10 protein-coding genes and 1 other annotated feature are annotated in these 13,875 nt (G+C 57.6%); of the genes, 5 read left to right on the top strand and 5 right to left on the bottom strand.

What is annotated here, in order from left to right; translation table 11 throughout:
* Window positions 1–335: 335 nt before the first annotated feature.
* Together acrB and acrA are read right to left on the bottom strand one after the other, a co-directional pair.
* Window positions 336–3,482 (bottom strand): multidrug efflux RND transporter permease subunit AcrB, encoded by a 3,147-nt coding sequence (gene acrB, locus ABLV64_RS00795; protein WP_004204748.1) that lies wholly within the window; start codon window positions 3,480–3,482, stop codon window positions 336–338.
* A 22-nt stretch (window positions 3,483–3,504) separates the two neighbouring features.
* Window positions 3,505–4,698 (bottom strand): multidrug efflux RND transporter periplasmic adaptor subunit AcrA, encoded by a 1,194-nt coding sequence (gene acrA / locus ABLV64_RS00790; protein WP_004204747.1) that lies wholly within the window; start codon window positions 4,696–4,698, stop codon window positions 3,505–3,507.
* 142 nt (window positions 4,699–4,840) lie between these two features.
* Here acrA and acrR point away from each other — a divergent pair, with 142 nt between their 5' ends.
* Together acrR and mscK are read left to right on the top strand one after the other, a co-directional pair.
* Window positions 4,841–5,491, top strand: a complete 651-nt coding sequence (gene acrR / locus ABLV64_RS00785; protein WP_004204746.1) for a multidrug efflux transporter transcriptional repressor AcrR — start codon at window positions 4,841–4,843, stop codon at window positions 5,489–5,491.
* A gap of 128 nt (window positions 5,492–5,619) precedes the next feature.
* Window positions 5,620–8,967: a mechanosensitive channel MscK gene (gene mscK / locus ABLV64_RS00780; protein ID WP_064150579.1), complete on the top strand. Its 3,348-nt coding sequence runs from the start codon at window positions 5,620–5,622 to the stop codon at window positions 8,965–8,967.
* Window positions 8,968–9,002: 35 nt separating this feature from the next.
* Here the strand turns inward: mscK and ABLV64_RS00775 are convergent, their stop codons facing one another.
* From ABLV64_RS00775 to priC, 3 genes are all read right to left on the bottom strand, one after another.
* Window positions 9,003–9,914 carry an Rpn family recombination-promoting nuclease/putative transposase gene (locus tag ABLV64_RS00775; protein ID WP_004204743.1) on the bottom strand — a complete coding sequence of 304 codons (912 nt, stop codon included), beginning with the start codon at window positions 9,912–9,914 and terminating at the stop codon, window positions 9,003–9,005.
* A 67-nt stretch (window positions 9,915–9,981) separates the two neighbouring features.
* On the bottom strand, window positions 9,982–10,155 hold the full coding sequence (gene rsmS / locus ABLV64_RS00770; RefSeq protein ID WP_004204742.1) for a pleiotropic regulatory protein RsmS: 174 nt from the start codon (window positions 10,153–10,155) through the stop codon (window positions 9,982–9,984).
* 12 nt (window positions 10,156–10,167) lie between these two features.
* The gene (gene priC / locus ABLV64_RS00765; RefSeq protein WP_049093331.1) at window positions 10,168–10,695 is read right to left on the bottom strand and encodes a primosomal replication protein N''; all 528 of its coding nucleotides are present in this window, start codon (window positions 10,693–10,695) and stop codon (window positions 10,168–10,170) included.
* A gap of 69 nt (window positions 10,696–10,764) precedes the next feature.
* Here priC and ABLV64_RS00760 point away from each other — a divergent pair, with 69 nt between their 5' ends.
* The 3 genes from ABLV64_RS00760 (at window position 10,765) to dnaX (ending at window position 13,841) form a co-directional block, all read left to right on the top strand.
* Window positions 10,765–11,142: a DUF454 family protein gene (locus tag ABLV64_RS00760; RefSeq protein ID WP_004204740.1), complete on the top strand. Its 378-nt coding sequence runs from the start codon at window positions 10,765–10,767 to the stop codon at window positions 11,140–11,142.
* A 150-nt stretch (window positions 11,143–11,292) separates the two neighbouring features.
* Complete coding sequence (apt, locus tag ABLV64_RS00755) at window positions 11,293–11,844, top strand: adenine phosphoribosyltransferase (protein WP_004204738.1); 552 nt, start codon at window positions 11,293–11,295, stop codon at window positions 11,842–11,844.
* A gap of 92 nt (window positions 11,845–11,936) precedes the next feature.
* A complete protein-coding gene (gene dnaX / locus ABLV64_RS00750; RefSeq protein ID WP_348843124.1) occupies window positions 11,937–13,841 on the top strand; it encodes a DNA polymerase III subunit gamma/tau in 1,905 nt (634 codons plus the stop codon).
* Window positions 13,174–13,238, top strand: a sequence feature (DnaX frameshifting element). It overlaps the preceding gene by 65 nt.
* Window positions 13,842–13,875: the final 34 nt, after the last annotated feature.

Genomic DNA, 13,875 nt, shown 5'->3' with positions numbered 1-13,875 from the left:
TTACAATTATCAGAGAGAAATTATCTTAAAAATAGACGAATTAATTTCTGCGGCCCGGGCGCGCAGCCTGAAAAATAGAGATGTCTTATCAATCATTGGTTTAAGACAGGCAGTCGTCGCGTTCAGAAACCGCCGGCCGTGAATGATGATATTAGGATTATTCCTGGTAAATGAGCGTAAGAAGATCCTAAGGGCTAAACAGCGCGATAGATATAGTCTGCAACACATCAATAGATATTAAATGCAGCGCGAAAAATAAACAATGGCAATATGTGCCCTGTCGGTAATGAACAAAAAAAGGGCCGCGGTGGCGGCCCTTTGTTCAGTAGTGCAGATTAATGATGCTCAACCTGATGGCTGTGCTCAATATCTTCCGTTTTCTTACTAAAGCGGCGACGAACCACCACAAAGAACACCGGCACGAAGAAGATAGCCAGGATCGTCGCGGTCACCATCCCGCCCATTACGCCTGTACCGACGGCGTTCTGCGCACCGGAGCCAGCACCGGAGCTGATAACCAGCGGCATAACCCCAAGGATAAACGCCAGGGAGGTCATCAGGATCGGACGCAGACGCATACGCACCGCTTCAAGCGTCGCCTCAATCAGCCCTTTGCCCTCTTTCTCCATCAGGTCTTTGGCGAATTCAACGATCAGTATCGCGTTTTTCGCCGACAGGCCGATGGTGGTCAACAGGCCAACCTGGAAGTAAACGTCATTGGTTAAACCGCGGAGGGTGGCGGCTAACAGCGCGCCGACCACACCTAACGGTACGACCAGCATGACCGAGAACGGAATCGACCAGCTCTCATACAGCGCTGCCAGACACAGGAAGACGACAATCAGCGAGATGGCATACAGGGCAGGGGCCTGGTTACCGGACAGCCGCTCCTGATAAGACATCCCGGTCCAGTCGTAGCCGATACCCGACGGCAGTTTACCCGCCAGCTCTTCCATCAGGCTCATCGCCTCACCGGTACTCTTGCCTGGCGCTGCCTGGCCAAGAATTTCCATCGATGGCAGACCGTTGTAGCGTTCCAGACGCGGCGAACCGTATTCCCAACGCGAGGTGGAGAAGGCGGAGAATGGCACCATCTGGCCATCACTGCCGCGAACATACCACTTGCCGATGTCTTCCGGCAGCATACGGTATTTCGCTTCGGACATGATGTACACTTTCTTCACGCGGCCGCGGTCGATAAAGTCGTTGACATAGCTTCCGCCCCAGGCAGCGCCCAGCGTGGTGTTAATGTCGCTGATGGAGACGCCCAGCGCCTGGGCTTTTTCCTGATCGATATCGACTTTGAACTGCGGTGTATCTTCCAGACCGTTAGGACGCACGCCGGTCAGCACGTCAGGATGCTGCGCCACCATGCCAAACAGCTGATTACGTGCCTGGGTCAGTTTTTCGTGTCCCAGGCCGCCCTGATCAATCAGCTGGAAGTCAAAGCCGGTCGCGGTACCCAGTTCAACGATAGCCGGCAGGTTAAAGGCGAAGACCATCGCGTCTTTAATCTGCGAGAAGTAGCCCATCGCCCGACCGGTGATCGCTTCAACTTTGTTTTCTTCGCCCGGACGTTGGCTCCAGTCTTTCAGCGAGACGAACGCGATACCGGTGTTCTGGCCGCGGCCGGCGAAGCCGAAGCCGTTAACCGCAAACACGGATTCCACGTTGTCCTTCTCTTTGGTGAGATAGTAATTCGTCATCTCATCCAGCACTTTCTGCGTGCGCTCCTGGGTGGCGCCGGCAGGCAGCTGGGCCATACTCAGGAATACCCCCTGGTCTTCGTCCGGCAGGAACGAGCTCGGCAGACGAACGAACAGCCACGCCATGCCCACCACGATGATCAGATACAGCACCAGATAGCGACCGGTGCTGCGCAGAATGTTGCCTACGCTGTCGGTGTAATGGTGCGTGCTCTTATCGAACATGCGGTTAAACCAGCCGAAGAAACCGGTGGTCGCGCCGTGGCTGCCTTTCTGAATCGGCTTCAGCATCGTGGCGCACAGCGCCGGCGTCAGGATCAGCGCGACCAGTACCGATAGCGCCATTGCGGAAACAATGGTGATGGAGAACTGGCGATAGATGGCGCCGGTTGAACCGCCGAAGAATGCCATCGGGATAAATACCGCCGACAGCACCATGGCGATACCTACCAGCGCGCCCTGAATCTGCCCCATCGATTTACGCGTCGCTTCTTTCGGCGGCAGGCCTTCTTCGGCCATGACGCGCTCGACGTTCTCGACCACCACGATGGCGTCATCCACCAGCAGGCCGATGGCGAGCACCATCCCGAACATCGTCAGGGTGTTTATCGAGAAGCCAAACGCCGCCAGCACAGCGAAGGTCCCTAACAGGACCACCGGCACCGCGATGGTCGGGATCAGCGTGGCGCGGAAGTTCTGCAGGAACAGATACATCACCAGGAAGACCAGGATGATCGCTTCCACCAGCGTTTTAACCACTTCGTGAATAGAGATTTTCACGAACGGGGTGGTGTCATACGGGTAAACGATTTTCATCCCCGACGGGAAAAACGGCTCCATCTTCGCCAGTTCAGCGCGGATCGCGTTGGCGGTATCCAGCGCGTTCGCGCCGGTAGCCAGTTTAATACCCAGACCGGACGCTGGCTGGCCGTTATACTTCGCCACCACGTCATAGCTTTCGCCACCCAGCTCAATTTTGGCGACATCACGCAGACGAACCTGGGAACCATCCTGGTTCACCTTCAGCAGGATGTTGCCAAACTCTTCCGTATTGGTCAGACGCGTCTGTGCGACGATGGACGCGTTGAGCTGCTGGCCTTTCACCGGCGGCGTACCGCCTAACTGACCAGCGGCTACCTGGGCGTTCTGCGCTTTCAGAGCGCTGATCACGTCCACCGGCGTGAGCTGGAAGTTATTCAGTTTATTCGGATCCATCCAGATACGCATCGCGTACTGGGAACCGAAAAGCTGAACGTCGCCGACGCCGCTGGTACGGCTGATCGGGTCCTTCATGTTGGCCGCCACGTAGTCCGAAATATCGTCCTGGTTCATGGTGCCGTTGGTGTTAATAACGCCGACAACCATCAGGAAGCTGCTGGACGCTTTCTCAACGCTGATCCCTTGCTGCTGTACTTCTTGCGGCAGCAGAGGGGTGGCCAGGGCCAGCTTGTTCTGAACCTGAACCTGGGCGATGTCCGGATCGGTACCGGATTCGAAGGTCAGGGTGATGGTCGCCGTACCGGTGGAGTCGCCATTCGAGGACATGTACATCAGGTGATCGATACCGTTCATATTCTGTTCGATAACCTGAGTCACGGTGTTTTGCACGGTTTCGGCGTCAGCACCGGGGTACATGGCGGTAATGGAAATTGCTGGCGGCGCAATCGTCGGATATTGCGCCACCGGCAATTTGAGGATCGATAATCCCCCAGCCAGCATGATGATGATGGCGATCACCCATGCAAATATGGGGCGATCGATAAAGAAATTAGGCATGTCTTAACGGCTCCTGTTTAAGTTAAGACTTGGTTTGTTCTGATGGCGCGTTGCCTGCGGCTTGCTGTTTATCATCAGAAGCTACTTCCTGCGCTTTTACCTGCACGCCTGGTTTGATTTTTTGCAGGCCAGTGACGATAACGCGATCGCCGGATTTCAGACCGTCAGTGACCAGCCATTTATCGCCAATCGCTTGAGAAGCAGTGACCTGTCGGACTTCGACCTTATCGCCTTCACCCACTACCATGACGCTGGCATCGCCGCGCGGCGTACGGGTGACACCCTGTTGCGGCACCAGCAGGGCGTCAGGGTTAACCCCTTCTTCCAGACGGGCACGGACAAACATCCCCGGTAGCAGGGTGTGATCCGGGTTAGGGAAAATAGCGCGCAGCGTGATAGAGCCGGTGGTCTGATCGACGGTGACATCCGAGAATTCCAGCGTGCCAGCCTGCGGATACTTAAGACCGTCGTTAGTCACCAGCTCCACTTTCGCTTTCCCGTTTTCCTGTTTCAGACGGCCATCGGCCAGCTCCTGTTTCAGGCGCAGGAAATCATTGCTCGACTGGGTGACGTCGACATAGATCGGATCCAACTGCTGAACGGTTGCCAGGGCGGTTGTTTGACCATTTTGCACCAGCGCCCCTTCGGTCACTGCGGATTTACCAATGCGACCGCTAATCGGCGAGGTGACTTTGGTGTAGGCCAGATTGATGCGCGCGGTTTCAACGGCTGCTTTCGCCGCGACCACGGCCGCATTGCTCTGCTGCGCCGTCGCGACGGCGGTATCGTAGTCTTGTTGACTGATATATTTAGTGCCTAACAGTTTCTGATAACGCTTGACCGTCAGTTGATCCATGTTTGCCGCCGCCTGGGCTTTTGCCAGGTCGCCTTTGGCGCTGTCATAGCTGGCCTGATAGGTGGCTGGATCGATCTGATACAGGGAAACGCCGGCCTGGATATCGCTACCTTCCACGAAGTTACGTTTTAAAATAATGCCACTGACCTGAGGACGAACTTCCGCAATGCGATAGGCGCTGGTGCGGCCTGGCAGTTCGGTGGTTATTTGTAGAGGTGCGGATTTGAGCGTCACAATACCGACTTCCGGCATGTGCTGGGCTCCTTGTTGAGCCGGTTTATCGTCACATCCTGTTAGCGCTAAGCTGCCTGAGAGCATCAGAACGACCGCCAGAGGCGTTAACCCTCTGTTTTTGTTCATATGTAAACCTCGAGTGTCCAATTTCAAAATGTTCAGTGGCTCAAACAACCACAAACCCACTACAGTCTTTCTATTATGGTCGTGCTATGGTACATACATTCACAAATGTATGTAAACGTAACCTCTGTAAAGTCATTAACCTATGGCACGAAAAACCAAACAACAGGCACGTGAAACCCGGCAACTGATTCTGGATGTTGCTCTGCGTCTGTTTTCGCAGCAAGGCGTATCATCTACCTCGTTGGCAACAATTGCAAAAGCTGCGGGTGTAACGAGGGGGGCTATCTACTGGCATTTCAAGAATAAATCAGATTTATTCAACGAAATTTGGGAGCTGTCAGACGCCAGTATTAGCGATCTCGAAATTGAGTATCGGGCAAAATTCCCCAACGATCCACTCTCAGTTATCAGGGAGATATTAGTCTATGTTCTTGAAGCGACAGTGACAGAAGAGCGTCGTCGGTTGATGATGGAGATTATCTTCCATAAGTGCGAATTCGTCGGAGAAATGACCGTAGTGCAGCAGGCCCAGCGGCAGCTCTCCCTGGCGAGCTACGAGCGTATCGAGCAAACCTTAAAAGAGTGTATCGCGGCGAAGCTGTTGCCTGCCAATTTACTCACCCGGCGAGCGGCGATTTTAATGCGCAGCTACCTTTCAGGCCTGATGGAGAACTGGCTGTTTGCTCCCGACTCGTTCGACCTGCATGCGGAAGCGCGTGACTACGTCGCCATCCTGCTGGAGATGTATCAATTCTGCCCCACGCTTCGCGGCCCGGAGAGCCTGCCAGCTTAACGAAGCGTGCGGATGAGCGTGAATTTTTAGCGCGGTCCGCCGCTATTCGCCAGCGATGAGAAGTGCTATTCTGCGCGCTTGCGACGACCCCCGGTATTCTCCGGCATTTGCATTCATTCATATTAACTATGCTGCACACGATCTCCAGGCAACGCGCCACGTTCATCTTTACCATTATGCTGCTCTGTTTAATTGGCCTTTTCAGTCCAGTTCAGGGCCGCGCCGCAGACCTCCCTGACCGGGCGGAGGTGCAGAGTCAGCTCAACACATTAAACAAGCAAAAGGAACTGACTCCGCAGGATAAACTGGTCCAGCAGGATTTGACCCAGACCCTGGAAACGCTGGATAAAATCGATCGCATCAAGAGCGAGACGACGCAGCTCCGCCAGCAGGTCGAGCAAGCCCCGGCGAAGCTGCGCCAGGCGGTGGATAACCTTAACAACCTGAGCGATGTCCCGAACGACGACGCGACGCGCAAGACGCTGAGCACGCTCTCCCTGCGTCAGCTGGAATCACGCGTCACCCAAACGCTGGACGATCTGCAGAATGCGCAAAACGATCTGGCAACCTACAACAGCCAGCTGGTTTCCCTGCAAACGCAGCCGGAACGGGTGCAAAATGCGATGTACAACGCCTCCCAGCAGCTGCAGCAGATCCGTAATCGTCTGAATGGCACCTCGGTGGGCGATGAGACTCTGCGTCCGACCCAGCAGGTGTTGCTGCAGGCCCAGCAGGCGTTGCTCAACGCGCAGATCGAGCAGCAGCGTAAGAGCCTCGAAGGCAACACTATCCTGCAGGATACCCTGCAGAAGCAGCGTGACTATGTAACCGCCTGGAGCAACCGGCTGGAGCATCAGCTGCAGCTGCTGCAGGAGGCGGTGAACAGCAAGCGACTGACGCTGACTGAGAAAACCGCCCAGGAGGCGGTCACGCCGGATGAAACCACGCGTATTCAGGCCAACCCGCTGGTCAAGCAGGAGCTGGATGTTAACCACCAGTTGAGCGAGAAGCTGATCCAGGCGACGGAGAATGGCAACCAGCTGGTGCAGCGCAATATCCAGGTAAAGAACTGGCTCGACCGCGCCCTGCAGTCTGAGCGGGATATTAAAGAGCAAATTTCCGTGCTCAAGGGCAGCCTGCTGCTGTCGCGCATTCTTTATCAGCAGCAGCAGACGCTGCCGTCGGCGGATGAGCTGCAGGATATGACTAATCGCATAGCCGACCTGCGGCTTGAACAGTTTGAAGTTAACCAGCAGCGCGACGCCCTGTTCCAGAGCGATGCCTATGTCGCTAAGCTGGAAGAGGGGCACAGCGCTGAAGTAACCGATGAAGTGCACGCCGCGCTGCTGGAAGTGATCGACATGCGTCGCGAGCTGCTTGACCAGTTCAATAAACAGCTGGGGAACCAGCTGATGATGGCCATCAACCTGCAGATCAACCAGCAGCAGCTGATGAGCGTCTCCAGCAGCCTGAAAGAAATCCTGACCCAGCAAATTTTCTGGGTGAACAGCAATAAACCGATGGACTGGGAGTGGATTAAGGCCTTCCCGGAAGCGCTGAAAGGTCAGTTTAAGGCGATGAAAATCACCGTGAACTGGGAAAAAGCGTGGCCGGCGGTATTTATCGCTTTCCTCGCCGGATTACCGCTGCTGCTAATTGCCGGCCTGATCCGCTGGCGTTTGCAGTGGCTCAAGGATTATCAGGCGAAGCTGGCTTCTCAGGTAGGCCAACTACGCAATGATACCCAACTGCATACGCCGAAGGCGATCTTTATCGACCTGATCCGCGCCTTACCGGTGGTGCTGGTGATTCTGGCGATTGGCCTGATCTTACTCACCATGCAGTTAAATATCAGCGGACTGCTGTGGGCGTACAGTAAAAAACTGGCGATGTTCTGGCTGGTGTTTGGCCTGTGCTGGAAAGTGCTGGAAAAGAACGGCGTGGCGGTCAGCCACTTTAATATGCCGGCGCAGTTGACCAGCCACTGGCGGCGGCAGATTGTCCGCGTCAGCCTGGCGCTGCTGCCGCTGAATTTCTGGTCGGTGATTTCCGAGCTGTCGCCGCTGAACCTGATGGACGATGTGCTGGGGCAGTTGGTGATTTTCTTCAACTTACTGCTGATCGCGGTGCTGGTCTGGCCGATGTGCCGGGAAAGCTGGCGCGATAAAGAGTCGCACAGCCTGCGCCTGCTGACGATCACGGTGCTGTCTATCGTTCCGGTGGCCCTGATGGTGCTGACGGCGACCGGCTACTTCTACACCACGCTGCGCCTGGCGGGACGCTGGATCGAGACGGTTTATCTGGTAATGATCTGGAACCTGCTGTACCAGACCGTGCTGCGTGGCCTGAGCGTGGCGGCGCGGCGTATCGCCTGGCGCCGGGCGCTGGCGCGCCGTCAGCATCTGGTGAAGGAGGGCGCGGAAGGCGCCGAGCCGCAGGAGGAGCCGACTATCGCCCTCGAGCAGGTTAACCAGCAGACGTTGCGCATCACCATGCTGGTGATGATCGCGCTGTTCGCGGTCATGTTCTGGGCGATTTGGTCGGATTTGATCACCGTTTTCGCCTATCTCGACAGCATCACCCTCTGGCATTACAACGGCACCGAGGCGGGGGCCAGCGTGGTGCGCAGCGTGACGATGGGCAGCCTGCTGTTTGCCATTGTGGCGTCGATGGTTGCCTGGGCGCTAATCCGCAACCTGCCGGGGCTGCTGGAGGTGCTGGTCCTGTCGCGGCTCAATATGCGTCAGGGGACTTCCTACGCCATCACCACCATTCTTAACTATGCGATTATCGCCATTGGGGCGATGACGGTATTCGGGTCGCTGGGCGTCTCCTGGGACAAACTGCAATGGCTGGCGGCCGCGCTGTCGGTTGGTTTGGGTTTTGGTCTGCAGGAGATCTTCGGTAACTTTGTCTCCGGCCTGATTATTCTGTTCGAACGTCCGGTGCGCATCGGGGATACGGTGACTATCGGCACCTTCTCCGGTACGGTAAGCAAAATCCGTATTCGCGCCACCACCATTACCGACTTCGATCGCAAAGAGGTGATCATCCCGAACAAGGCGTTCGTTACCGAGCGCTTGATCAACTGGTCGCTCTCCGACACCGTGACCCGCGTGGTGATCCGCCTCGGCGTCGCCTATGGTTCCGACCTGGATAAGGTGAAGGAGGTGCTGCTGAAGGTGGCGCACGATCATCCGAAAGTGATGCAGGAGCCAGCGCCGGCGGTCTTCTTCACTACATTCGGCCCCAGTACGCTGGATCATGAACTACGTCTGTATGTCCGTGAACTGCGCGATCGCAGCTACACGGTGGATGAGCTCAACCGCGCCATCGACCGTCTGTGCCGGGAGAATGACATCAACATTGCCTTTAACCAGCTGGAAGTCCATCTGCGAAATGAAAAGGGTGATGAAGTCACGGAAGTGAAGCGGGATGGAAAGGGCGACGATTTAGCTCCCTCCGTCGCGTCTTAACTGAAGAGGGGCGGCGCAACGCCGCCCCTGTTGCATCAGGGCGCCAGCGCGGCGAGCTCCTCGTCGCTAAGCCCGGTGAGTTCTCTCACGATTTGTCGTTCGAGGCCGCGCGCCAGCATTCTGGCGGCGATGCTGCGAGTGGCGGCTTCTCGACCTTCCTGCTCGCCCTCCTGCTGCCCCTGTTTACGGCCTTTCTCTTCCAGCCATTCGGCAATGGTCATCATCAGCTCCTTATGCCTGGGCGACTGCGCCGCCAGCGCGCGGATCAGCGCCCCCGGATGTTCCGTTGTACCCGCCTGCAACATATAGCGCAGCAGCGTATTCAACTGCGCTTCTGTCAGATAGCCTTGCGTCATCAGCGCGATCAGCGGCACCTGCAGCTCGGCCAGATCGCGATGGCGGATATGCTTTTGCAACAGCTCCAGCATGGCCATCCGCCGATGACGGACTATCTGATTATCTGGCATAACGGTGAGGTCCACCAGCGGAAAATCACCGCTATAGAGCGCCTTCGCCAGCGCCGGTTCGGCGAATAGCTGTTGCCAGTTGCGGGGCCAGGGCCAGGGGCTGACCTTGCCGTGATAAAACAGAATCGGCACCACCAGCGGCAGCGTGTCGTGGCCAGCGTCCAGATGACGCTGCATGGCGGCCAGCGCGTAGCGCAGCAGGCGAAACGCCATCAGCTTGTCCGGGGTACTCTGGTGCTCAATCAGCGCGTAAACATAGCCCGGTCCGTGGCGGGTGCGCAGTGAGTAAAGGATATCGGAATAGCTGGCGCGCAGGTCCTCTTCAACAAAGCTACCGGAGACCAGCTGCAGCGAATCCAGCTCGCAGATTGCCAGAAACGGCGCGGGCAGATACAGCTGCAGGAAATCCTTCGCCACCGCCTGATGCATCAGCATCTGGCGAAAAACCGCATCGTGCGGGGTTTGACTGACCTTTTCCATCAATATTGCCTCCATCGGCGTCATGCGCAGAGGACCACTCTGCCAGCACTCCGCCGTGGGCAACATCTTACTTCTGCGGCGTTTGCGAGGCGCTTTCCGCGTTTTTTAACTTGTTTGCATAATCCCGCCTGACAATTTCCAGCGCGTCCAGCACGGTTTGCGCCGGGATCTGATGTGATTCCAGCAACATGATTAAATCGACGGCCAGTTTGACCTCATCGGGGGCATTTTCCAGCGACATCGGACTCTCCTGTTAGCGCGTCAGCCGCGCCAGTACGTTTTCAATCTTATCCAGCGCCTGTCGGCAGCGCGCCAGCCGTCCACTGTAGACCTCGACTTCCCTGGCCAGCCGCTGCTGCTCGTCGAGGCTGGTAGCCTGCGTCTGCTGGCGCTGGCGTTGGTCGCGCATCGCCAGCAGGCGGCGCTCATACTCCTGATGCTGTAGGCGACGGCGCTGCCAGCGGCTCAGCGTTGGCGAGGCATGGTCCCAACTGCGCAGCGACCAGGTGGCGGTTTCGCGACGCAGCGCAGCGATTTGCGCCGCCAGACGCTCGGCGATCCAGGCTACCTGCGGCAACTGCTGGCGCTCGACGGCCTGGCGGAGTTGGTGAAAGTTGTGTTGGGCTTCCGCCAGATAGGCCTGCATCAGCGTGCTGCGGGTGTGGAAGAGCTGGCGGTCAAAGCGCGGGCTGAGGGTCGCGTGCTCCGCCAGCGGCGCCACCTGCGCGGCCAGCTCGCTGAGCTGATTGTTCAGCGTTTGTAAAAGTTGAGCTGTTTTCACCAACCCCCTCCATTCTCCATCAGCCAACTGTGCTACAGTAGCCGTATCTGTTTGATAACGATTCGCATTATGCCACCTGTTATTTTAACCATTATCGGCTGGCTGGCGGTAGCGCTGGGTACGCTGGGCGTCTTCTTACCGTTGCTGCCGACGACGCCGTTTATTCTGCTTGCTGCCTGGTGCTTTGCCCGCTCATCGCCGCGCTTTCACCAGTGGCTGCTGTATCGCTCATGGTTCGGCGGCTATCTTCGCCACTGGCAACAGTACCGCGCCATGCCTCGCGGCGCCAAACCGCGCGCCATTGCCATGATCGTGGCGACTTTTGCTATTTCGCTGTGGCTGGTTAAGCTTACGTGGGTGCGCATCATGCTGTTGGTCATTCTGGCCTGTCTGCTGATCTTTATGTGGCGCATTCCGGTGGTTGACGCAAAGCAACAAAAGCACTGATGCGCAATAATGCCTGTTGCAATTGTTGCTGACAGCCAGTAAATTCTGGCGTTTTCGAGCGCGGGTAAGCCTGGTCAAAGGTTAAACAAATGTTTCTTTGGCCCCTTTTGCACGCCCGTGGGTAACACCGTTTCAATCAGGCATACACTTATGACCGCAACTGCACAGCAGCTTGAATATCTGAAGAACAGCATCCAGAGTATCGAGGATTATCCAAAACCGGGCATTCTTTTCCGCGATGTCACCAGTTTACTGGAAGACCCGAAAGCTTACGCGCTCAGCATTGAACTGCTGACCGAGCGCTACAAAGACGCGGGAATTACCAAAGTGGTAGGGACTGAGGCGCGTGGCTTCCTTTTCGGCGCACCGGTTGCGCTGGCGCTGGGCGTGGGCTTTGTTCCGGTACGCAAGCCGCGTAAGTTGCCGCGTGAAACCATCGCTGAGAGCTATGAGCTGGAATACGGCACCGATCAGCTGGAGATCCACGTTGACGCCATCAAACCGGGCGACAAAGTGCTGGTGGTGGACGATCTGCTGGCGACCGGCGGAACCATCGACGCGACGGTCAAACTGATCCGCCGTCTCGGCGGCGAAGTGCAGGATGCCGCTTTCATTATCAATCTCTTCGATCTGGGCGGCGAACAGCGCCTGGAGAAGCTGGGGATCCACTGCTTCAGTCTGGTGCCGTTCCCGGGCCACTAAGCAAATCCCTCCACATAGCCTCGCCGATCGGGCGGGGCTGTGATAGCATGACCCCTTCGTGATTTCACCTTCCAGCGTTTCAGAGCCAGCCCATGAGTTATCAGGTCTTAGCCCGTAAATGGCGCCCACAAACCTTTGCTGACGTCGTCGGCCAGGAACATGTGCTGACCGCACTGGCGAACGGCTTGTCGTTAGGGCGCATTCATCACGCTTATCTCTTTTCCGGTACCCGCGGAGTCGGTAAGACCTCCATCGCCCGCCTGCTGGCGAAAGGGTTAAACTGTGAAACCGGCATCACCGCCACCCCCTGCGGCGTGTGCGATAACTGCCGGGAAATTGAACAGGGGCGCTTTGTCGATCTGATTGAGATTGACGCCGCCTCACGCACCAAAGTCGAAGATACCCGCGACCTGCTGGATAACGTCCAGTACGCGCCGGCCCGGGGCCGCTTCAAGGTCTATCTCATCGACGAAGTTCATATGCTGTCGCGCCACAGCTTCAATGCGTTATTAAAGACGCTGGAGGAGCCGCCGGCGCACGTCAAATTCCTGCTGGCGACGACGGATCCGCAGAAGCTGCCGGTGACGATCTTATCCCGCTGCCTGCAGTTCCACCTGAAGGCGCTGGACGTTGAACAGATCCGCCATCAGCTGGAGCATATTCTTGGCGAAGAGCAGATTGCCTTCGAGCCCCGCGCGCTGCAGCTGTTGTCGCGCGCCGCCGACGGCAGCCTGCGCGATGCCTTAAGCCTGACCGATCAGGCTATTGCCAGTGGAGAAGGGCAACTGACGGCGGCGTCGGTGAGCACCATGCTCGGCACCCTCGATGACGATCAGGCACTGTCGTTGATTGAAGCCCTGGTCGCCGCCGATGGCGAGCGAGTCATGGCGGGCGTCAATGACGCCGCCGCGCGCGGCGTTGAATGGGAGGCGCTGCTGGTGGAGATGCAGAGCCTGCTGCACCGCATCGCCATGGTTCAGCTGTCCCCTTCGGCGCTGGGCACCGACATGGCCGCGGTCGAAGTGCGCATGCGCGAACTGGCGCGCACCGTACCGCCGGGCGACGTTCAGCTCTACTACCAAACGCTGCTGATTGGCCGCAAAGAGCTACCCTATGCCCCGGACCGGCGGATGGGCGTCGAAATGACGCTGCTGCGCGCCCTGGCGTTTCATCCGCGTAAGCCGCTGCCGGAGCCCGAGGTGCAGCCGGCGCAGGCCGCCGCGCCCGCGCCGCGCCAGCCGGTTTCCCCCGCAGCGCCGCCACAGCCGCCGCAGAGTTTGCCGCCGACCACCAGCCAGGTGCTGGCGGCCCGCAGCCACCTGCAGCGCAGCCAGGGAGCAACCACCCCAAAAAAGAGTGAACCGGCAGCCGCTTCCCGCGCGCGGCCGGTGAATAACGCTGCGCTGGAGCGACTGAGTTCGATTACCGAGCGCGTCCAGGCTCGTCCGGCCGCGGCGGCGCTGGAGCAGGCCCCGGCGAAGAAAGAGGCTTATCGCTGGAAGGCGACGACGGTGGTTGAAGAGACCAAAGTCGAAGTCGCCACGCCTAAAGCGCTGAAAAAAGCGCTGGAGCATGAAAAAACGCCTGAGCTGGCGGCCAAGCTTGCCGTTGAAGCGGTCGAGCGCGACAGCTGGGCGGCAGAAGTGAGCCAGTTGGCAGTACCGAAGCTGGTCGAGCAGGTGGCGCTCAACGCGTGGAAAGAGCAGGAGGGCAATCGCGTCTGTCTGCATCTGCGCACCAGCCAGCGCCACCTCAATTCCGCCGGCGCACAGCAAAAGCTGGCTGAAGCGCTGGGGGTGTTGTACGGTACGCCCGTTGAATTGACCATCGTGGAAGACGATAATCCCGCGATGCGCACGCCGCTGGAGTGGCGGCAGGCTATTTATGAAGAGAAGCTCGCGCAGGCGCGCGAAGCGATTATTGCGGATAATAACATTCAGACCCTGCGTCGTTTCTTTGACGCCGATCTGGATGAAGAGAGTATCCGCCCCATTTGACTGCAAGTTTGACTTGCAGTCAGTACCTTTAATG

Source organism: Klebsiella sp. JB_Kp031, from assembly GCF_040064295.1.
Lineage (GTDB): Bacteria > Pseudomonadota > Gammaproteobacteria > Enterobacterales > Enterobacteriaceae > Klebsiella > Klebsiella quasipneumoniae.
The sequence above is the reverse complement of the archived record's forward strand: the minus strand, read 5'-3'. Positions and strand labels throughout refer to the sequence as shown.